General features: G+C 68.7%; 15 protein-coding genes and 1 pseudogene. 13 read left to right on the forward strand and 3 right to left on the reverse strand.

All coding sequences use genetic code 11. The annotated features are described in order from the left end of the window. Positions 1–119 precede the first annotated feature (119 nt). Entirely contained in the window at positions 120–488 is a 369-nt protein-coding gene (locus tag PWS46_RS04280) for a DUF2934 domain-containing protein (protein ID WP_434618486.1), read from the forward strand. Positions 489–493: 5 nt separating this feature from the next. Here PWS46_RS04280 and PWS46_RS04285 read toward each other — a convergent pair whose 3' ends face one another. Beyond that, positions 494–1,825: a L,D-transpeptidase family protein gene (locus PWS46_RS04285; RefSeq protein ID WP_434618489.1), complete on the reverse strand. Its 1,332-nt coding sequence runs from the start codon at positions 1,823–1,825 to the stop codon at positions 494–496. Between the two features lie 380 nt (positions 1,826–2,205). On the opposite strand from PWS46_RS04285, the gene PWS46_RS04290 reads away from it, so the two are divergent. Beyond that, on the forward strand, positions 2,206–2,850 hold the full coding sequence (locus PWS46_RS04290) for a DUF882 domain-containing protein (protein WP_434618492.1): 645 nt from the start codon (positions 2,206–2,208) through the stop codon (positions 2,848–2,850). Between the two features lie 618 nt (positions 2,851–3,468). On the opposite strand, the pseudogene PWS46_RS04295 reads toward PWS46_RS04290, so the two are convergent. After that, a pseudogene (locus PWS46_RS04295) lies at positions 3,469–3,724 on the reverse strand (helix-turn-helix domain-containing protein); the annotation flags it as partial. 542 nt (positions 3,725–4,266) lie between these two features. Then, positions 4,267–4,947 carry a hypothetical protein gene (locus PWS46_RS04300; RefSeq protein WP_434618495.1) on the reverse strand — a complete coding sequence of 227 codons (681 nt, stop codon included), beginning with the start codon at positions 4,945–4,947 and terminating at the stop codon, positions 4,267–4,269. 199 nt (positions 4,948–5,146) lie between these two features. On the opposite strand from PWS46_RS04300, the gene PWS46_RS04305 reads away from it, so the two are divergent. From PWS46_RS04305 to PWS46_RS04355, 11 genes are all read left to right on the forward strand, one after another. Beyond that, positions 5,147–6,619, forward strand: a complete 1,473-nt coding sequence (locus PWS46_RS04305; protein WP_434618498.1) for a dynamin family protein — start codon at positions 5,147–5,149, stop codon at positions 6,617–6,619. A gap of 126 nt (positions 6,620–6,745) precedes the next feature. Next, positions 6,746–7,621, forward strand: a complete 876-nt coding sequence (locus PWS46_RS04310; protein WP_434618501.1) for a substrate-binding periplasmic protein — start codon at positions 6,746–6,748, stop codon at positions 7,619–7,621. A 154-nt stretch (positions 7,622–7,775) separates the two neighbouring features. Next, entirely contained in the window at positions 7,776–8,225 is a 450-nt protein-coding gene (gene aroQ, locus PWS46_RS04315) for a type II 3-dehydroquinate dehydratase (protein ID WP_014247329.1), read from the forward strand. A 22-nt stretch (positions 8,226–8,247) separates the two neighbouring features. Next, positions 8,248–8,697: an acetyl-CoA carboxylase biotin carboxyl carrier protein gene (gene accB / locus PWS46_RS04320; protein WP_194913687.1), complete on the forward strand. Its 450-nt coding sequence runs from the start codon at positions 8,248–8,250 to the stop codon at positions 8,695–8,697. A 19-nt stretch (positions 8,698–8,716) separates the two neighbouring features. After that, positions 8,717–10,057, forward strand: a complete 1,341-nt coding sequence (accC, locus tag PWS46_RS04325) for an acetyl-CoA carboxylase biotin carboxylase subunit (protein WP_434619900.1) — start codon at positions 8,717–8,719, stop codon at positions 10,055–10,057. A gap of 510 nt (positions 10,058–10,567) precedes the next feature. Continuing rightward, positions 10,568–13,051, forward strand: coding sequence for a methyl-accepting chemotaxis protein (locus PWS46_RS04330; RefSeq protein ID WP_434618506.1), 2,484 nt, complete (start codon positions 10,568–10,570; stop codon positions 13,049–13,051). A 211-nt stretch (positions 13,052–13,262) separates the two neighbouring features. Continuing rightward, positions 13,263–15,686, forward strand: a complete 2,424-nt coding sequence (locus PWS46_RS04335; protein ID WP_434618509.1) for a PAS domain-containing sensor histidine kinase — start codon at positions 13,263–13,265, stop codon at positions 15,684–15,686. Next, positions 15,683–17,329: a sensor histidine kinase gene (locus PWS46_RS04340; protein ID WP_434618512.1), complete on the forward strand. Its 1,647-nt coding sequence runs from the start codon at positions 15,683–15,685 to the stop codon at positions 17,327–17,329. The genes PWS46_RS04335 and PWS46_RS04340 overlap by 4 nt, the downstream gene beginning before the upstream one ends. Further along, positions 17,329–17,766: a response regulator gene (locus tag PWS46_RS04345; RefSeq protein ID WP_434618515.1), complete on the forward strand. Its 438-nt coding sequence runs from the start codon at positions 17,329–17,331 to the stop codon at positions 17,764–17,766. Before PWS46_RS04340 ends, PWS46_RS04345 begins: the two co-directional genes overlap by 1 nt. Before the next feature lie 12 nt (positions 17,767–17,778). Next, positions 17,779–19,182, forward strand: coding sequence for a diguanylate cyclase (locus tag PWS46_RS04350; protein WP_434618518.1), 1,404 nt, complete (start codon positions 17,779–17,781; stop codon positions 19,180–19,182). A gap of 33 nt (positions 19,183–19,215) precedes the next feature. Next, entirely contained in the window at positions 19,216–20,607 is a 1,392-nt protein-coding gene (locus PWS46_RS04355; protein ID WP_434618521.1) for a response regulator, read from the forward strand. Positions 20,608–20,727: the final 120 nt, after the last annotated feature.

Below are 20,727 nucleotides of genomic sequence, written 5' to 3' on the forward strand. Positions count from 1 at the left end.
CCGGTGGGGGAGCGGCGGGGTTCATAAGGGGACAGGCGGATCGCCGGGCGTCGCAACAGGCGCCGCCGGCCACGCCGCTTACCCTTTTGGAAGGTTTACCCGTGAAGGAGACGACTCGTATGGCCGAGGATTTGGAAAGCCGCATCCGTCGGCGCGCGCATGAGATCTGGGAACGCGAAGGCCGCCCGGAAGGCCGCGACGCCGCCCATTGGGAACTGGCCAGCGAGGAGATCGCGATCCAGGACAATTACCGCGACACGCTGAAGCCCAACCCGGCCGGCGGACCGGAAGCGACCGCGATGCGGACGGAGCCGGTGGAGCCGGTGCTGAGCGTCGCCAATCAGGGCGAGCAGCCCGGCCTCGCCGACCAGGGCGACGAGATGGGCATGCCGATGCGCGGCGACCGCGATGTCTGGCCGACGCCGGAGGAGGCGGCCTCGACCGCCGTGCCGCCCAACCGCAGCAAGAAGACCCGCCGCCGGGCCTAGTCTCCTCAGACGGGGGATTTGCCGGCCGTGCCGCTCACCGTGCCGTCCGCCGTGCCGCTCCTGCCCTCGGGCATGGCGGCGCGGCCGGTGTCGGCGGGCGTCACCGCCGGGGTGGTCGCCGGGACGGTCGCGGGCGAGACGGCCGGAAGCGAACCGGGCGCCGGTTCCGCCGCCGGAGCGGACACGCCGACCGGGACGTCGTCCAGGCGGTCGTAGATGTCCGGATGCAGGCGCACGGCGCCGTCGGCCTCGACCGTGGCGATCCAATAGACGAACTGGACCGGCATCGGCGTCGGCAGCTTGACCCATTGCGGTTGCGGCTTGTCCAGCATGCGGTCGATTCGCGCCGGGGTTACGCTGGTCCCCTGCAGCAGCAGCTCCGCCAGCCGGCGCGGATCCTCCAGCCGGACGCAGCCGGAGCTGATGGAGCGCAGTTCGCGCGCGAACAGCCGCGGCTCGTTGGTGCCGTGCAGATAGATGTCGTAGGGGTTGGTCAGGTTGAAGCGGAAGCGGCCCAGCGCGTTGTGGTCGCCCGGCTGCTGCACGATGCGGACCCGGCCGGGCGTGACGTCGTGCCAGTCGACCGTTTCCGGCGCCACCTCCTGCCCGTCGAGATAGACGACGGCGTTCTGGATGCCGGGCACGCCCTTGGCCCGCAGCATCGGCAGCTTGTCTTCCTTCAGGACGGTGGGCGGCACGGTCCAGGTCGGGTTGACGATGACGTGGGTGATGCGGTCGGTCAGCAGCGGCGTCTCGCGCGACGGCCGGCCGACGATGGCGCGCATCGTCAGCTCCTCCTCGCCGCCGCGCACCAGCGTGGTGGTCTGGTCGGTCAGGTTCACCACCAGGACATTGTCCGGGGCGGTGTCGCGGAAGCTGCGCATCGCGGCGGCGCTCTGCCGCATCAGCGCCGCGGCCTCCGCCGGCGTGCGGTCCAGCGCGGCGCGGGTGCCGGCGCCCACCAGCCCGTCCTGCTTCATCCGCTGGGAGAGCTGGAAGGTCTTGACCGCAAGGTCGACGTCGGCGGTGAAGACGTCCGACGCCTTGTCCGCCGGCAGCAGGCCGAGTTCGACCAGCCGCTGCGACAGCCGGCCGACGCGCTCGCCGCTGCTGCCGCGCTTCAGCAGGCCGCCTTCGCCGATTCGGGTCGACAGCTGCACCGGGCTGCGGTCCAGATCCACCGCGGCGGCGTCCAGCCGGTCGGCCCATTGCGTCAGCGTGTCGCGGTAGGGCAGGGCGTCCGCGGGCCCGACGCCGAGCAGCGCCAGCGCCGATGCGGCGGCGAGCGCCAGCATGGCCAGCTTGCGGGGCTTGCGGAGGTCGGCGGATACGGTCATGTCGGATACCCTCTGTCACTGTGGGCCGGCTGCGCATACGAATGAACGCGCCACCGCCCTTCCGAACAATTTATGCAACGCAATAATGGAAGGCGAGGCGTGCGGCGCGAAATTCCGTCGATCATTCTCCCGGTGTGATCTTCCTGCCGCCGTCCTATGACCTGCCTATGCAAGAAGGTCACAGTACAAAATTTTTTGGTTGCCTCGGCCGATGACCTTCCCTATACGAATATCCGTCCGGAGACGATTCACACCAGACGGGACGCTCCGGACCAGCGTTGGTCATAAGGTTATACCAGCCGCGGGCGCCACGCGACCCGCCAAACGCCGAACGGCCACAGCGTAGAACGGCCAAGAACGTAAAACGACGAGGTTCGGGGATGCATTTGGGGGATGACGAGCGTGCCGCTCCGACCATCGGGCGGCGCGGGTTCCTGGGTTTTGCCGCTGCGGCGGTGACGTCGGCCCTTCCGGCCGCTTCGGGATTGATGACGGGGGTCGCCACCAGCGTGGCGACGGGCGTGGCGACGGCGCCGGTCCTTCTGGGGTCGGGCAGTGCGGAGGCCGCTCCCCTGGCCGGCAGCGTCCGGCGCATCAGCCTGCACAACATCAACACGCATGAACGGTTCGACGGCGTCTATTGGGCCGACGGCCACTACAAGCCGGATGCGCTGCGCAAGCTGGACGTGCTGCTGCGCGACCATCGGGCCAAGCAGGTCTGCCGTTACGATCCGCGCCTGTTCGACCTGCTCGCCCGCGTCCACCAGAGCGTCGGGTCTGACGATCCGTTCGAGGTGATCTGCGGTTACCGCTCCCGCCGCACCAATGCGATGGCGCGGCGCCGGTCGCGCGGGGTGGCGAAGGAAAGCTATCACACCCGCGGCATGGCCATCGACATCCGCCTGCCGGACACCCAATTGCGCGCCATCTCCGAAACCGCCAAGGCGATGCAGTCGGGCGGCGTCGGCTTCTACCCGCGCAGCGGCTTCGTCCATCTCGACGTCGGCCCGGTTCGCAGCTGGTAGTCATCGGAACGGCGGCTGTCTCGGCCGCCGACCCGGATGCAGCATTCCATACAAAAAGGCATTGGGCAAAAAAGGCTCCGCATCGACCGATGCGGAGCCTTTTCGATGTGCAGATGAAATGCGGTCGCTGCCGGTCGTCCCGGCGCCGTCAGCTTCGCGGCGACGATTTGGTCGCGCGCAGGATGTCGGTCGGGTCCCAGACCGCGCCGTGACGGCGGCGAGCCTTGCTCTCGCTGGAGCCGTCGGCGGATTTCGCGGTCTTGATCCGCGGGGCATCGCTACGAACCGTGCGGCCGGGCTTGCGGACATTTTCCTCGCCCGGAGCCGCAGCGACGATTTCGCTGCCTGCGAGGCTGCTGCCGCCGCCGGATGACTGCGTGGGTTCAAGGGACGGCGATGAGTCGGCATCGCCGTCCTCCCCCTCGTCGGGGCCTTCCGGCGGCTCTTTGATCTCGGGTGACAGGGCGGAGAGCAGCGACAGCATCTCGTCCGACACATGGGAGGGGGCGGCGCGCCACAGGCGGAGAAGCCGCGCCTCGCGCCGGCTGATCTGCGTGTCGTCGTCGTCCGACTCCTGAAAGCCGCCGCGCGAGCGGCGCAGGCCGTCGGCATCGCTGTAGGTGTCGAAGAAGAAGCTCACCGGAACATCCAGCACCTGTCCCAGTCGGTACAGGGTTCCCGCCGAAATCCGGTTGGAGCCGCGTTCGTATTTCTGGACCTGCTGAAAGGTCAGCCCGATCGCCTCGCCAAGTTTTTCCTGGCTCATTCCCAGAAGGGTCCGGCGCATCCGCACGCGCTGCCCGACATGGGCGTCCACAGACCAGGATTCCGGCGATCCGCGTCGTCCTCTTTTGCGCGCCGTCGGTTCACTCATGTCCATTGGTCTCCGATGCCCAGTCTTCCGCAGCCTCTCTTTGCGAGAATGAAAGGATTGTTCACACATTCCTTGCTGATGTTCAAGAGAAAACTTTTGAATATTGGCGCATGACCCTCATATTCCGATAGGCATCGATGGTGTGGCAACATTCGCGAGAGTTGTCCTGTTACAGCTTTGTATTATTTCGCAGGTGATGAGGATCAATTGCCAGAAGGGCTTGTCCGATCCCTGCACTCAACCCTTTTGCGGAAATCTCCGAATCTTTCGGCTCGCCCAATGGTTGGGTCGACAGCTTTTTGTTTACAGCAGTTCGACGTTCGGGACCAGTTAGGGTTTGCACCGCTACAAATGGTGATCAAAAACCTTCTGGTTGTGGTAAATATTCGGATGCTTGTGGGAAAACTTTATGTTCGACAGCTCGATACACCGTGTCACGCACCGGCGGCGGGCCGCCATGGGCCGCCATCGTTGGGCAGACGATCTTTAATACATAATTAACCATATCAGCGCAGCACCGGCCGGCGCCGGACAGGGCAGATTCAGTACCGCGAGGGGCGTGGTGCGTGACCGCCCGTATCGGCCTTCCCGCCATTCCCCTTCCGGGCGGCGACGGATCTGGAAGCGGCTCCGGAAGGGGGCGGCTCCGCCCAGGGACCGCCGGCTGCGGCGAACCCCTCCACATGGTCGCGCAGCTTCTGGACCTGGGACGGGGTGACGCTGCGGCCGAAACGGGACTTCAGCAGGGCGGCCAGCGCACCGCGTGTCGGGCGGACGCCGTCGGCCGCCAGGATGCGGTAGGCGACGAAGGTCTCGGCATAGAGGAGGATGCGGTCGGGCCGCGCGCGCAGCTGTGCCGCCTGTGCCGAGGCGCTGCGGTGCAGGTGCGCGGTCAGCCGCTCCGCCGCCTGCGCCTGGGTCAGGTCGGGAAGGCCGGCGGCCGGCTGCTCCGGCGGTTCGGGACGGCCGATGGAGTCGCGCAGGCGTCGTCGCCGCTGGCGCTCGCGGTCACCGGCGCGCAGCCGCTCGGCATAGGCCGGGTCGGCGGCGCGCCGTTCGGTGCGGCTGCGGTTGGAGCGGGCGGCGCGCTCCGCCTCGCGCGCCTGCAGCATCGGGTCGCGCAGCAGGAAGGCCAGTTCCTCCGCGGTCAGCCGATGCTCCTGCTCCGGACCGGCGGGCGCGGAGGGGGAGGGGCTGTCGCGGTCGCCGTCGGTGTCGTCCATCGCGAGGCAACGCAAAGGCCGCCCGCGATGTTCCCGTGCGCTTTCGGACGCCCGGCCGGAGTCTCCGCATGGATGATGAGGGAGATTTCATGTCCGGTGCCGGTGCCGCCCGTGCTAGAGAAAGGCCATTCCCATCCGGGCCGCCGTCCTGTCTCCGGCCCGTCTTCCCGGCCCGTGCAACAGTGGAATTCGCCCGCCCATGACCCCCCGGCAAGCCCTTCAGCAGCGCCTTGCGGCCTTGGATGCCCATCTGCGCGCGGAAAACCCCAACCTGCTGCCGGTCCTTCCGACCTTCCGCGCCTTCGACCGCATCCTGGCCGGTCTTGGGCTGATCGACCGCCATGAATCGCTGACCACCCGCATTCCCTGGTGGCCGATGGTCGCGGTGCTTGGCACCTTCTCGGCCGGCAAGTCGACCTTCCTCAACGGCTATCTGGGCGAGGTGCTGCAGAACACCGGCAACCAGGCGGTCGACGACAAGTTCACCGTCATCTGCCACGGGCCGGAAACCCGCAAGGAGGCGCTGCCCGGCACCGCGCTGAACGCCGACCCGCGCTTTCCCTTCTACCGCATCGCCGACGAGATCGAGAAGGTGGCGGCCGGCGAGGGCAAGCGCATCGACAATTACCTGCAGCTGAAGACGCTGGCCGGGCCGCGGACCAAGGGCAAGATCTTCATCGATTCTCCGGGCTTCGACGCCGACGACCAGCGCCGGTCGGTCCTGCGGTTGGTCGACCACATCGTCGAGCTGTCGGACCTCGTGCTGGTGTTCTTCGACGCCCGCCATCCCGAACCGGGCGCCATGCAGGACACGCTGCGCCATCTGGTCGCCAAGACGGTCAACCGCGCCGACGCCCGCAAGGTCTGCTACATCCTCAACCAGGTCGACACCACCGCCAAGGAGGACAATCTGGAGGCGGTGTTCGGCGCCTGGCAGCGCGCCATCGCCCAGGCCGGTCTTGTGTCGGGCCGCTTCTACGCCATCTACGACCAGCGCTCCGCCGTGGAGATCGGGGATGACGGCCGCCGCGCCCGCTACGAAGCCCGCCGCGACCACGACCTTGCCGAGATCCACACCCGCATCAACGAGGTGGAGGTCGCCCGCGCCTATCGCATCATCGGCTCGATCGACAGCCTGACCAAGGAACTGGAGGGCGAGGTGCTGCCCAAGCTGCGCGAGGCGATGGCGACGTGGCGCCGCCGCGTGCTGACCGGCGACGCCGTGTGGGGCGCGCTGCTGCTGGTTCTGCTGGGGGCGGTGGTGCAGACGGTGGGCGGCGGCTTCGGCGCCTTCCTCGGCTGGCTGTTCGACAATGCCGACGGCGGGTTGCCGCTGCACCTGATCGGCACCGCAGTGCTGCTGGGCGGGCTGTTCCTGGCCGGGCATTTCAAGCTCCGCCAGTTCTTCGCCCGCCGCATCGCCTTGTCCTTGAGCGACCGCTTCGGCGACGTCGACCTCGACCTGCGGGCGGCCTTCCTGAAGAACACGCGCTTCTTCCGCTCGATCTTCGCCAAGCAGCCGGCCGGCTGGGGCGGACGGGCGCGCAGGGCGATCTTCGCCATCCGCGAGGCGACGGCGGTGCATGTCCAGCGCATCAACGATCTCTATACCGATCCGGCCGGCCGCCGCGCCCGGGAGGCCGCCACTGGCCCTGCCGCCGCGGCGGAATGACCGCGGGCCGCATAGGACCTCGGCCGCCCTTTACAGCGCGGCGGATGGGTCGTTAGATCTGCGCTCCACCGCCGGACGGCGGTGCGGGACTCAGGCGGTGGACGGCCAGTGGACTTGCGGGACTCAGTGGGCGGCGTTGCAGGCGGGGCGGTACGGGCGGCGCTGGGCACCGTCCTGGCCGGGCTGCTGTTGTGCGCGGCCCCGGTCCGGCCGTCGGCGCTGGAGGCCCAGTCCGGATCCGCGCCCGGCCATTTGCCCGGCATGGCGCCTGCGCCCGCTCCCTACACCGGACTGGATCTGGTGACCGGCAACGACTACGCCCCCTACACCGGCGAGGATCTGCCGGGCGGCGGGCTGGTGACGGAGCTGGTCCGCCAGGCCTTCGCGGTCGGCGGGCGCCGCTTCGACGTGCGTTTCCTGCCGTGGAAGCGGGGCTATGACGGCGTGGTCCTGGGCCGTTTCCTCGCCACCTTCCCCTATGTCCGGACGCCCGAGCGGGAGCGCGAGGTGCTGTTCTCCGACCCGGTGGTCGAGGTGCGGCAGTTCGTCTATCTGTCGAAGCGATCGGCGATGGAGGTCCATGGCGGCGGCACCGGCGGCGACTCCGGCGGCGCGGCGGACTTCCGTGGGAGGACCGTCTGTCAGCCGGCCGGCTATGCCCTGCCGGCCGAACTGGAAGAGCTGGTGCAACTGGGGCGGCTGACCCGGCACACGCCGTCGGACCTCGGCGCCTGCATGCGGATGGTGGCGGCCGGCCGGGCCGACGCCCTGGTGATCGACGAATACAGCGCCGCCGCGGTCATCGCCCGCGCCGGTCTGGCCGAGGAAATCCGGGTATCGGAGCGGCCCTTCGCCGTGGTGACGCTGCATCTGGTGGTGGGCCGGGCCACGCCGGGGGCGGACGCGATGGTCGCCGCCTTCAACGACGGGCTGAACACGCTGAAACGGCAGGGGATTTACGGCCGGCTGCTGTCCGCCCACACGGTTCAGCCCGCTCCCTAGATTTCGTTCGGTGCTACGCGGTCTTTGCGGCGGCCGGGACGATATTCCGGTCCGATGCCGCGCTTTTCCGCGCCATAGGCCCCCGTCGCCATGGACAGGACGGTGCTTCGTGCTATAAACGCGCGGTTTCGATCATGGAAAAGGGGCGCGGGCCGTGGCCATCGACGCGTCGATTCTGGTCCTCAACGGGCCGAACCTCAACATGCTGGGCGTGCGGGAGCCGCAAATCTACGGGTCGATGACCCTGGACGACCTGGAGGCCGCCTGCCACGAGCGTGCCGATCAGCTGGGTCTGACCGTGGATTTCCGGCAGTCCAACCACGAAGGCGAACTGGTCTCGTGGATCCAGCAGGCGCGGACGGAGAATGACGGCATCGTCATCAACGCCGGCGCCTACACCCACACCTCGGTCGCGATCATGGACAGCCTGATCCTGTCGGAGCTGCCGGTGATCGAGGTCCATCTGTCGAACATCTTCAAGCGCGAGCCGGTCCGCCATCACTCCTACATCTCGCCGGTGGCGAGGGGGATGATCTGCGGGTTCGGGCCGCACGGGTATCTTCTGGCGCTGGACGCCATCGCGAACATCATCGACCGCGATTAAGGAAACGGGAACGACTGACATCATGGCGAGCTTCGACATCGACGGCGATCTGGTCCGCAAACTGGCGGACCTCCTGCGTGAGACGGGCTTGAGCGAGATCGAGTTCGCCGAGGGCGAAAAGCGCATCCGCGTCACCCGCCCGACCGCCGCCCAGACGGTCGCCGTCCAGGCCGCCCCGGTCCTGGCGGCCGCCCCGGTCGCCGCCGCGGCGGCTCCGGCGGGCAAGCCGGCGAGCCATCCGGGCGCGGTGACCTCGCCGATGGTCGGCACCGCCTATCTGGCGGCCGAGCCGGGCGGCACGCCCTTCGTCCGTCCGGGCGACGTGGTCAAGGCCGGCCAGACCATCATGATCATCGAGGCGATGAAGGTCATGAACCCGATCAAGGCCCCGCGCGGCGGCACCGTCGCCGAGGTGCTGGTGTCCGACGCCCAGCCGGTCGAGTTCGGCGAAGTTCTCCTCATCATCGAGTAAGCGGGGCATTCCCTTGGCGATGTTCGAAAAGGTCCTGATCGCGAACCGTGGTGAGATCGCTCTGCGCATCCACCGCGCCTGCCGCGAGATGGGGATCCAGACCGTGGCGGTGCATTCCACCGCCGACGCCGACGCCATGCACGTCCGCCTCGCCGACGAAAGCGTGTGCATCGGCCCGGCGTCCGCGCGCGAAAGCTACCTCAACATTCCGGCCATCCTGTCGGCGGCGTCGATCACCAATGTCGACGCCATCCATCCCGGCATCGGCTTCCTGTCGGAAAACGCCCAGTTCGCGGAGATGGTGGAGGAGCACGGCTTCACCTTCATCGGCCCGACGCCGGAGCATATCCGGATCATGGGCGACAAGGTCACCGCCAAGAAGACGGTGATGGAGCAGGGGCTGCCTGTGGTGCCCGGCTCCGACGGCCCGGTGACGTCGCTGGAAGATGCCGAGAAGATCGCCCACGAGACCGGCTATCCGGTGCTGATCAAGGCGGCGGCGGGCGGCGGCGGCAAGGGCATGAAGGTCGCCCGCAACCCCGACCAGCTGAAGGAGGCCTATCAGCTGGCCCGTGGCGAGGCGCGCGCCGCCTTCGGCAACGACGAGGTCTATCTGGAGAAGTATCTCGGCCATCCGCGGCACATCGAGATCCAGCTCCTGGGCGACACCCACGGCGCCTGCGTGCATTTCGGCGAGCGCGACTGCTCGGTCCAGCGCCGGCACCAGAAGGTGATCGAGGAGGCGCCGAGCCCGGCGCTGAACGCCGAACAGCGCGCCTTCATCGGCGATCTGGCGGCGAAGACCGCGGCGGCCATCGGCTATCGCGGCGTCGGCACGATGGAGTTCCTCTACGAGGACGGGCAGTTCTATTTCATCGAAATGAACACCCGCCTGCAGGTCGAACACACCATCACCGAGATGATCACCGGCATCGATCTGGTGCGCGAGCAGATCCGCGTCGCCGCCGGCGCGCCGCTGGGCTACGGCCAGTCGGACATCCGCTTCGAGGGCCATGCCATCGAATGCCGCGTGAACGCCGAGAATCCGGAGACCTTCATCCCGTCGCCGGGCAAGATCGACGGCTATCACGCGCCGGGCGGCCTGGGCGTGCGCGTCGATTCGGCGCTGTATGACGGCTACAAGGTGCCGCCGCACTACGACAGCCTGATCGCCAAGCTGGTCGTCCACGGCACCACCCGGAACGAGTGCCTGATGCGCCTGCGCCGCTCCATTGAGGAGTATGTCATCGGCGGCATCCAGACCACGCTGCCGCTGCATGACCGCATCATCGCCCAGCAGGCCTTCATCGACGGCAATTACGACATCCATTGGCTGGAACAGCTGATGGCGAAGTCCTGATCCCGCCGTATCTATATTGCATACCCGCAAATGCTGCGGCAAAATGTCGCAGTGTTGAAAGCCCCTCCCTCAAGTCGAGAGAGGGGCTTTTCTTTTATGACATTTCGCTGATATGGCGGGTTCTATTCACCGGCTGCGATTCGGTTCTTTGCAATATGGCAATCCCGCGGCTCGCCTGCGCTTTTTCTCGCAAACTGCGACGCCGAATGCATATGACGGCGCCGGGCGGCGGCAATCCCCATTCCCTCCGGTCCCGCCGTCCATAGGGGTTTCCCCGGAATGCCTGCTTCCGGCCGTTTTGGTGTGCATGGCACATCTCTTGCTGACTTGATCTGCATCAGTGCGGGGCGGTGCCTACCCAGAGTAGACGAAACTCCATTCCGTTAGCTGTGCCGTACCATCGCTCGATTTCGGCCTCGAATTCGGCGATGTCGCGTTTCCCTGGTCCGCATCCCGGCAGCGCGCCCATTGCGCTGCCGAACCCGCCTCTTGCCCGACGAGGTTCCGTCCATGCGTCTCAATGAACCGATCACCGACCGCGAAATCGAGATGGAAGACGGCGTGCTGCTGGTGTCGCGCACCGACACCGGCGGCCGCATCACCTTCGTCAACAAGGCCTTCGTCGACATCAGCGGCTATGCCGAAGACGAGTTGATCGGGGCGCCGCACAACCTGATCCGCCACCCGCACATGCCGAAGGAGGCCTTCGCCGACCTGTGGGCGACGATCAAGGGCGGGCGGCCGTGGGAAGGGCTGGTGAAGAACCGCACCAAGTCCGGCGACTACTACTGGGTCCGCGCCAACGTCACGCCGGTGGTGGAGGACGGGACGGTGACCGGCTTCATCTCCATCCGCACCAAGCCGTCGCGCGAACAGGTGGCGGCGGCGGAGCGTCTCTATGCCGACATCCGCGAAGGACGGGCGGGAAATCTGACGGTGCGCGACGGACGGGCGGTGGCCCGCGGCGGCGCTGCGCGCCTGCGGCGCTGGATGACCAGCATCACCGGGCGCCTGACCCTGATCTTCGCCTTCATGGTCCTGTCGATGCTGGTGGTCGGCGGCGTCACGCTGCGCGGCATGGCCGACAGCAACGCCTCGCTGAAGACGGTGTACGAGGACCGGACGGTTCCCGCCGTGCAGATCGGCGAGATCCTGGACCATATGCGCGACAATGTGCAGACGTTGCAGCACCTGATCATCGACGCCCGCGACGGCACCGATCCCAAGGTGATGGCCGGCCGGGAGCAGCGCATCTTCGCCAATGCCGCCACCATCGACCGTCTGTGGGCGGACTATCTCAAAACCTTCCTGACACCCGAGGAAAAGGAGCTGGCCGACCGTTTCGCCAAACAGCGCGCCGCCTTCCTCGACGAAGGGCTGAAACCGGCGGTCGAGCTGGCGCGCCAGGGCGATTCGCTGCGGCTGGAGGTGCTGGTCCGCGACCGCATCGATCCGCTGTTCCAGGCCGCCTTCCAGACCAACAAGGACCTGCTGCAGCTGCAGCTGACCGTGGCCCGCACCGAATATGAGGGGGCGCTGGCGGATTTCCGCTGGCATCTGGTCTTCGCGGTGGCCGCCGGTCTGGCGGTGCTGGTGGCGGCCGTGCTCTGCGGCTTCATGCTGCTGCGCACCGTGCGCCGGCCGCTGTCCGACTTCTCGGCCGATTTCGACGCCATCGCCCGCAACGACCAGGCCCACATCATCGACCTGCCGGCGGCGGTCGAGTTCCATCCCATCGCCGGGCAGCTGCGCGGGTTGAAGGCCCGGCTGTGCTACGCCGTGCAGGAGCGCGTCGAGCGCGCCCGCCACGCCGACGAGGAGCGGCGCCGCGCGCTGGAGGCCATGGCCTCCACCGTTGAGCGCGAGGCCGGACGCGCGGTGGAGGAGGTGGCCCAGCGCACCGGCGCCATGGCCAACGACGCCGAAGGCATGTCCGGCTCGGCCGAGCGGGTCAGCATCAACGCCCAGACCGTGGCGTCGGCCGCCGGGCAGGCGCTGGCCAACGCCCAGACCGTCGCCGCCGCCAGCGAGCAGCTGGCCGCCTCGATCCGCGAGATTTCCTCTCAGATCGCCCATTCCAACGCGGTGACCCGCCGCGCGGTGGAAAGCGGCCACCACACCCAGGCCACCATCCGCTCTTTGTCGGAAACCGTGGCGAAGGTGGGCGAGGTGGTGAACCTGATCCAGTCCATCGCCGGCCAGACCAACCTGCTGGCGCTGAACGCCACCATCGAAGCGGCCCGCGCCGGCGAGGCCGGCAAGGGCTTCGCCGTCGTCGCGCAGGAGGTGAAGAACCTCGCCAACCAGACCGCCGCCTCGACCGAGGAGATCACCCGCCAGATCACCGCCATCCAGGCGGTGACCGATCAGGCGGTGCAGGCGGTCGAGGAGATCGGCCAGACCATCGCCGAGATCGACCACATCGCCGGCTCGATCGCCGCGGCGATGGAGGAGCAGTCGGCCGCCACCCAGGAGATCAGCCGCAACGTGGTGGAGACCTCCACCGCGGCGCAGGAGGTGTCGTTCCGCATCGCCGCGGTGTCGGAGGAAGCCGACCGCACCGGCGAGCAGGCGACCCAGGTGAAGCACGGCTCCGGCGACGTCGCCCGCTCCATCGAAAGCCTGCGGATGGTGCTGGTCCGCATCGTCCGCACCTCCACCGGGGATGCCGACCGCCGGCGCAAGCCGCGCTATCAGGTGGAGGAGACCGGCACGCTGCTGATCGGCGGCGACCGTCTGGCGGTGACCGTGCGCAACCTGTCCATCGGCGGCGCCATGATCGACCCGGTGACGGCGACCGACGGCCGTTCCCTGGCGGGCGCCACCGGCACGCTGCGCTTCGACCGCTACGGTGCCGAGGCGACGGTCGCGGTCAAGGCGGTGGAGCATAACCGCATCCATCTCGCCTTCGATGGCGAGACGATGCCGCGCGACTTCGTCCGGGCCGTCGAAATCGCCACCAAGGATCGTCCGACGGTCGACATGGCCGCCTGAGCGGTTCCGGGCGTATCCGACGCCCCGCCAACAGTGTTCGGCACGGAACTTTGCGTGTCGTCTCCATTCCCGGAGGTTGAGGTCTGCTCCCATGTGACAATTTCGTAGGGGAGTCCTTAGGGAGTGAAGGAGTATTATTGGGCTTGTTGCAGGGATCCCGTGCTCGTTCACGTATCCCGCGCCTGCACGGAATCGAGGGCCGGCCGCATCCATGGTCAACACCACAGCCTTGTCCCCCCTGAAGGAGTGTCCCGAGCCGCAAGCTCCGCGAACCGGACGGACGCTCCGCACCCGCCTGCGGTGGCGGCGCGGCCGGCAGGCATCCGCGGTTCCCCGCCTGTATCTGGCGACCGACGCGGCCGGCGACGGGCTGTGGGACTGGGACATGGCCAGCGGCGCGGTGTGGTACAGCCCGCGCTGGCAGACGATGCTTGGCTTCACGCCGGGCGAGGTGCCGCCGCATGTCGATTTCTGGCGCTCCCGCGTGCATCCCGAGGATCTGCCGCTGGTCGAGTCGGCGCTGGCGGCGCATCTGGCCGGCGAGCGCCCGGTCTATGAATGCGAGCACCGCGTCCTCACCAAGTCGGGGGCGTGGCTGTGGATTCTCGACCGCGGCCGGGTGGTGGCCTGGGATGCGGAGCGCCATCCGTCCCGCATGATCGGCACCCATGTCGACATCTCCGCCCGCAGACGGATCGAGGAGCAGTTGGCCGAGAGCCGGATGCAGCTGGACGCCATTCTCGACAACGCGCCGGTGGGGGTCCTGCTGGTCGACCGCGACAGGGTGATCCGCCGCGTCAACAAGTCGGTGGCCGCCACCTTCCAGCGCAAGCTGGAGGACATCGTCGGCTGCAGCGCCCGCGTCATCTACGGCGACCACCGGGTGTTCGAGGAGGTGGGCCGGCGCGCCTATCCGCGGATGCAGGCCGGCGGCCAGTTCGATGAAGAGGTGGTGATGCGCCGCGCCGACGGCGCCGACATCCGCTGCCGCCTGATCGGCCGGTCGGTGAAGGCGGGCGATCCCGACCGCGGTTATGTCTGGGTGGTGGAGGACGTCACCGTCCGCTGGCGTGCCGAACAGGCTCTGAACGACCGCGCCGGCTTCCAGCGCGTGCTGCTGGACACGGTTCCGGTGCCGATCTTCGTGCAGGACGTGATGGGCCATTACGTCGACGCCAACAGCGCCTTCGAACGCTGGATGGGCATCGACCGGCAGGCGCTGTTCGGCCGCACCGTCTTCGATCTCGCCCCGCCGCACGTCGCCGAGGCGGACGAGGCGGCGGACAAGGCCCTGCTGGCCGACCAGAAGCCGCAGAGCTACGAGACGCAGTTGCGCTCCGCCGACGGGACGCTGCGCGACGTGCTGTTCTCCAAGGCGGTCTATTGCCGGACGGGCGGCAAGCCGGCCGGGATCGTCGGCGCGGTGATGGACATCAGCGAGCGCAAGCATGCCGAACAGGCCCTGCTGGAACGGCAGCAGCTGTTCGAGCAGATTTTCGTCGCCAGCTGCGCGGTGAAGCTGCTGATCGACCCGGCGGACGGGCGGATCGTCGACGCCAACCCGGCAGCGGCGGCGTTCTACGGCTATCCGCTCGACCGGCTGCGCAGCATGCATATCCAGGACATCAATGCCGCCCCGCGCACCGCGGTGGAGCGGGACCTGCGCCACGCGGGCAGCGCCGGGCAGCGGCATTTCCAGTTCCGCCACCGGCTGGCTTCCGGCGAGATCCGCGATGTCGAGGTCTATATCAGCAACATCGTCGTGCATGGCCGCACCATGCTGATGTCGCTGATCCACGACATCACCGACCGCTGCCTTGCCGCCGACGCGCTTCGCCGCAAGACGCGGGAGCTTGAACGCTCCAACGCCGAGCTGGAGGCCTTCGCCTACGTCGCCTCGCACGACCTGCGCCAGCCGCTGCGCGTGATCACCAGCTACCTGACGCTGCTGGAACGGGGCCTGGGCAAGTCGCTGGACGAGGAGGGGCGGGAGTGCATCGACTTCGCCCGCGACGGCGCCCAGCGCATGGACCGGCTGATCGTCGACCTGCTGGAATATTCACGGGTCGGGCGCAAGGCCAAGCCCTTCCGCCCGGTGCCGCTGGAAGAACCGCTGCGTCTCGCCCTGCTGAACCTGGAGGTGGCGGTACAGGACGCCGGCGCCACGGTGACCGTCGAGATGGACGGCGATGGTATGACGCCGGCGGTGGCCGGCGATGACAACGAGCTGATGCGGCTGTTCCAGAACCTGATCGGCAACGCGGTGAAGTACCGGGAGCCCGGCCGTCCGCCCATCGTGCGCGTCGCCGTCGCGGCGGATCGGCAGGACGGCGCCGCGGTCTGGCGGATCGACATCCGCGACAACGGCATCGGCATCGCCGCCGAGGACCGCGAGCGCGTCTTCGGCATCTTCCAGCGGCTGCACCGCCGCGACGAATATGAGGGCACCGGCGTCGGCCTGGCGGTCTGCAAGAAGATCGTCGAGCATCATGGCGGCCGGCTGTGGGTCGACGACGTTCCCGGCGACGATCTGTGCGGGGAGGACGGGCGTCCCTGCGGCAGCCTGTTCCGCATGGTCCTGCCGGCCCTGGATGGAAAGGTGGAAAAGGGCGAAGGAGCCCCGAGCCCGCCATGACGGTGCAGCCATCGCCCGCCATGCGCCGGGCGCTTCCGGCCCCTCTGCGCCGGCTGCTGTCCGCCGGACGGCGCATCTGGAAGCTTGCAGCCCTCCAATCGGCGGTGACGCTGGTGCTGGCGGTGGGCTATGTCTGGATGAGCGACGTCTACATCCGCGTCGAGGTGGCCGAATACCGGGCCGGCGCGGCGCTGACCGCCTCCTCGCTGGCCAGCACGCTGTCGAGCGCGCTGAACGAGCGTCTCGCCCTGGTCCGCGGCCTGACCGCCTTCGTCGAGGTGGCCTCCGGCGCCGGGAACTTCGCCGACCAGTTCCCGCGCTATGCGGAAAGCCTGCGGCGGTCGGTGGTGGGGGTGCGCAACATCTCCGCCGCGCCGGATTTCGTCGTCCGCATCGTCTATCCGCTGGAAGGCAACAGGAAGGTCCTGGGCAACGACCTGCTGAAGGATCCCCGGCCGGGCTTCGCCGAGACGGTGCAGCGCGCGATCATCAGCCGCGACGTGACCATCCACGGCCCGATCGGCCTGCTGCAGGGCGGGCAGGGGCTGATCGCCCGTCAGATCGTCTATGGACCGGACAAGCCGTGGGGCGCCGTCGGTCTGGTGTTCGACGTCGGCGCCATTCTGGACGAGGTGCGTTTCGACCGGGTACCGCCGCACCTGGGCTTCGCCCTGGTGACCGATTCCGGACAGCGGGTGGCGGGCGACACGTCGGTGCTGGGGAACGACCCGCTGGTCGAGCGGATCAACCTGCCGGAAGGCCATTGGGAACTGGCGCTGGCCCCCCGCAGCAGCTGGGAGACGCTGGCTCATGCCGACCCGACCTTCCGCGGCTTCCAGGCCGCCTTCCTGCTGCTGTCCCTGCTGACCGAGGCGATCACCTTCATGGCGGTCAGCCGCCGCTATTCTCTGGAACGGCAGGTCGATCTGCGCACCGCCGAGCTTGGCCGCACCAAGAACGAGCTGGAACAGTTCGCCTATGCCACCGCCCATGACCTGCAGGAACCGCTGCGCGCCATCGCCAGCTATGCCCAGCTTCTGGAGAAGCAGCAGAAGGGCAGGCTGGACGAGGAGAGCGAAGGCTTCATCCGCGAGATCGTCGACGGCGCCGGCCGGCTGAAGATGCTGCTGCGCGACGTGCAGCTGTTCCTGGCGGAGGACCGGGTGCCGCTGGGCGGCGTCGTCGTGCCGGCGGGCGACGCGCTGAAGGCCGCCCTGACCGCGCTGAAGCGGCGCATCGCCGAAGCCGGGGCCAGCGTGACCGCGGAGGACCTGCCGGAGGTGCAGGGTGACGAGCGGCGCCTGCGCGAGATCTTCATCGTGCTGATCGGCAATGCCATCGAATACCGCCATCCCGGCCGCGCGGCGGAGGTTCACGTCTCCCACCGGCGGGTGGACGGCCACGACGTGATCGACGTGCGCGACAACGGCATCGGCATCGACCCGCGCTACCGCGACCAGATCTTCGAGGTGTTCCGGCGCCTGCATTCGCGGGACGAGCATCCCGGCACCGGCATGGGTCTGGCCATCGCCCGCAAGATGGCGGAGCGGTTGGGCGGCCGCATCACCGTCGCCTCCAGCCCCGGCATCGGCAGCGTCTTTTCCATCCATCTGCCCACCCCCGCCTTCCGAGGATTCCCCTGATGCAGGACCTGACCACCCCCTTCGAGATCCTGCTGGTCGAGGACGATCCGGCCGACGCCGGCCTTGCCAAGCGCGCTTTGCGCGACGGGCGCATCCTGTGCAACGTCGCCCATGTCCGCGACGGGGTCGAGGCGATGGAGTATCTGCGCCGCCAGGGCTCCTTCGCCGGAGCCGCCCGCCCGGATCTGATCCTGCTCGACCTGAACATGCCGCGGATGGACGGCCGGGAAGTGCTGCAGGAAATGAAGGCGGACGACGAGCTGAAGACCATTCCGGTGGTGATCCTCACCACATCCGACGTCGACCGCGACGTCAACGCCAGCTATCTGCTGGGCGCCAACAGCTTCATCACCAAGCCGATGGACATGGACGCCTTCTTCGATGCGGTGAAGAGCATCGAGGAATACTGGTTCCGCGTCGTCCGGCTGCCGCGGTGAGGGAGGTCCGCCATGTCCATCGCCTTATCCGTCAAGCCGCTCTTATCCGACAACTCCCACCGGGAGGACGGCCGCACCGCCATCCTGCTGGTCGAGGATGACGATGCCGACGCGCGGCTGGTCACCCGGTCGCTGACGCCCTATGCCCGCCGCGCCGGCGTGTCGCGCGCCACCTCGCTGAAGGAGGCGCGGGCGTGGCTGCACCGCAATGCCTGCGACGTCGTGCTTCTCGACCTGTCGCTGCCCGACAGTTTCGGGCTGGAGACGGTGACGCGCCTGCACGCCGACGCGCCGTCGCTGCCGCTGGTGGTGCTGACCGGCTACGACGACGAGGACTTCGCGCTGGATATCCTGGCCCACGGTGCCCAGGACTATCTGGTCAAGGGACAGACCGACGGGCCGCTGATGTGGCGCGCCGTCCAGCACGCCATGGCCCGCAAGCGGCTGGAGGAGGAGCTGCGCCTGTCGGAGGAGCGGCTGCAGGGCATCATCGGGCTGGCGCAGGACGCCATCCTGACCACCGACGCCAACCTGAACATCACCCTGTTCAACCGGGCGGCGGAAAGCCTGTTCGGCTATGACGCCGACGACATCCTGGGCCGTCCGCTGGCCCTGCTCATTCCCGAACGCTTCCGGCCGGATCATGAGGCGCACATCGCCGATTTCAGCGTGTCGGAGCTTCAGGCCCGGGTGATGACCAACCGGCGCGAGGTCACGGGCCTGACCGCGGCCGGGCAGGAATTCCCGGCGGAGGTTTCGATCGCCAAGCTGCACCACGCCCACGGCCTGCTGTTCACCGCCGTGATCCGCGACGTGTCGGAACGCAAGCGGGTGGAGAGCGAACTGCGCCGCATGGCGACCACCGATCCGCTGACCGGGCTGAGCAACCGCCGCCGCTTCATGGAGTTGGCGGAGGTCGAGATGGCCCGTCTGCGCCGCTATGGCCGGGCGGTGTCGGTGCTGATGCTGGACATCGACCGCTTCAAGGCGATCAACGACACCCACGGCCATGCGGTGGGCGACCATGCCCTGGTCACGCTGGCGGAGATCTGCCGCGACGAACTGCGCGATACCGACCATATCGGCCGGCTGGGTGGCGAGGAGTTCGCGATCATCCTGCCCGAAACCCCGCTGGCCTCGGCGGCGGAAGTGGCGGAACGGCTGCGCCAGCGTCTGGCGCTGGCCGAGGTGCCGGTCGTCCCCGGCGACCATGGGCACGGTTGCCTGCGCATGACCGTCAGCATCGGCGTCGCCATGTGCGGCGACGAGGACGCCAGCATCGAACGCGCGCTGGGCCGCGCCGACCGGGCGCTCTACGAAGCGAAGGCGGCGGGCCGCAACCGCGTGGTCGTCAGCGACGGCTATCCGGGACCGGCCTTCGCCTCCGCGTCCGGCCCGATCTCGATGGCAAGCTGACGGCATGTTCGAGGAAAAAGGACCGATGGAACCTTGACCCAGCGGACGACTGAAATGGCGGTGAACCCGGAGCCGGTTCTTCTGGTGTCCTCGCAGGCGGCGCTCGCTCACCGTTTCGCTCCGGTCTTCGGGGCCTTGGCGCGGGTGGAGACCGTGGCCGCGGCGCTGGACCGCCTGCGCGGCGGCGGTGCGGCGTCGGGCGAGACGGTCGTGCTTCTGGATGCCCCCGCCGCGGCGGCGGTCGAGGCGCTGGCCCGGCTGGACCCGGCACCGGCGGTGGTGGTGCTGCTGCCGGACGGTCAAAATGGCGCGCAGGGGCAGGACGTCGCGGGGTTCATCGCGGCGGGCGCGCAGGACGCCCTGCCGGCCGGCGCCGTCACCGCCGAATGCCTGCGGGCCGCGGTTTCAGCCGCCCGCCGGCGGCAGATGCGGGAGAACCGGCTGCGGCTGGCGCTGGCCGAGGCGGAGCGGGCGCGGGGGGAGGCGCTCTCCCTGCTCGACGCCGCGGTGGCCGCGGTGGCGGCGGCGCTCGACCCGATGATGGCGTTGACCTCGGCCGCGCTGGAATCGCCGCTGTTGCCGCGTCAGCAGGACCGGCTGGTCGCGGTCCAGATGGCGGGCGCCGCCCTGGGCGCCACGTGCTCGGCCCTGCGCCCTGCCGGGCGGGAGGCCGCTGTGGAGGAAAGCCTGACTCTCGCGGCGCTGGCGGCCGGCGGCCGGGCGGTGTCTGTGGAGAACGGGGCGGAGGAATGCTTCACCGGCGATGCCGCCGCGCTGCGGGCGCTGCTGTCCCTGCTGACGGCGGAGGCGGGGGCTGTCGTGTCGCTGGCCTTGCACCCGGCCGGCGAGGGCGCCGAGCTGTCGGTGCGGCGCCGGGGCGATGCGCGGCTGCGCCCGCTGCTGCTGGCGGCGATCCAGCCGGCGCTGCGGCGGCTGCAGGGGCGCCTGCTGTCCGACGGCCCGGTGAACGAGGCGGGGGAGGGGGCCAGGGAGGGGATGGTCATCCGCATCCCCGTCCGCCGGATGGAGCGGCCGGCCGCCCTGTCGGTGCTGCTGGTGGAGGACAACCCGATCGGCCGGCTGGTCGCCGCCGGCTTCTTCAAGGCGCTGGGCCATGACGTGACGACGGCGGAAGACGGGGCGCAGGGGCTGGCCGCCGCGACGGAGACGCGGTTCGACCTGATCGTGATGGACATCCAGATGCCGGTGATGGACGGCCACGAGGCCACCCGCGCCATCCGTGCCCTGCCCGGCGAGGCCGGCCGCGTGCCGATCGTCGCGTTGACCGCCGGCACCGATGGCGAGGACGACGCGCAGTGCCGCGCCGCCGGCATGGACGACTGCCTGCACAAGCCGCTGACCATGGACCGTCTGCGCGCAGTGCTGGAGCGGCTGTTCCCCGGCCGGGTGCAGGTCGGCGGGTAGCGGCGCGCGGCACAAATTGTCGAATACTTTACAGAACCAAAACCATATTCCACTCCATGGTAACCGAGCATCGGTTGCCGGCCGCCGGTTCGGACGGTATCAGTGGAAAGCGGTGATCCG

Origin of the sequence: Azospirillum sp. B2RO_4 (assembly GCF_051124815.1) — a bacterium.
Classification (GTDB): Bacteria; Pseudomonadota; Alphaproteobacteria; order Azospirillales; family Azospirillaceae; genus Azospirillum.

Coding starts and splice junctions, on each gene's coding strand:
- PWS46_RS04280 (WP_434618486.1), top strand. CDS start 120: ATGGCCGAGGATTTGGAAAGCCGCATCCGTCGGCGCGCGCATGAGATC.
- PWS46_RS04285 (WP_434618489.1), bottom strand. CDS start 1,825: ATGACCGTATCCGCCGACCTCCGCAAGCCCCGCAAGCTGGCCATGCTG.
- PWS46_RS04290 (WP_434618492.1), top strand. CDS start 2,206: ATGCATTTGGGGGATGACGAGCGTGCCGCTCCGACCATCGGGCGGCGC.
- PWS46_RS04300 (WP_434618495.1), bottom strand. CDS start 4,947: ATGGACGACACCGACGGCGACCGCGACAGCCCCTCCCCCTCCGCGCCC.
- PWS46_RS04305 (WP_434618498.1), top strand. CDS start 5,147: ATGACCCCCCGGCAAGCCCTTCAGCAGCGCCTTGCGGCCTTGGATGCC.
- accB (WP_194913687.1), top strand. CDS start 8,248: ATGGCGAGCTTCGACATCGACGGCGATCTGGTCCGCAAACTGGCGGAC.
- accC (WP_434619900.1), top strand. CDS start 8,717: ATGTTCGAAAAGGTCCTGATCGCGAACCGTGGTGAGATCGCTCTGCGC.
- PWS46_RS04330 (WP_434618506.1), top strand. CDS start 10,568: ATGCGTCTCAATGAACCGATCACCGACCGCGAAATCGAGATGGAAGAC.
- PWS46_RS04335 (WP_434618509.1), top strand. CDS start 13,263: ATGGTCAACACCACAGCCTTGTCCCCCCTGAAGGAGTGTCCCGAGCCG.
- PWS46_RS04340 (WP_434618512.1), top strand. CDS start 15,683: ATGACGGTGCAGCCATCGCCCGCCATGCGCCGGGCGCTTCCGGCCCCT.
- PWS46_RS04345 (WP_434618515.1), top strand. CDS start 17,329: ATGCAGGACCTGACCACCCCCTTCGAGATCCTGCTGGTCGAGGACGAT.
- PWS46_RS04350 (WP_434618518.1), top strand. CDS start 17,779: ATGTCCATCGCCTTATCCGTCAAGCCGCTCTTATCCGACAACTCCCAC.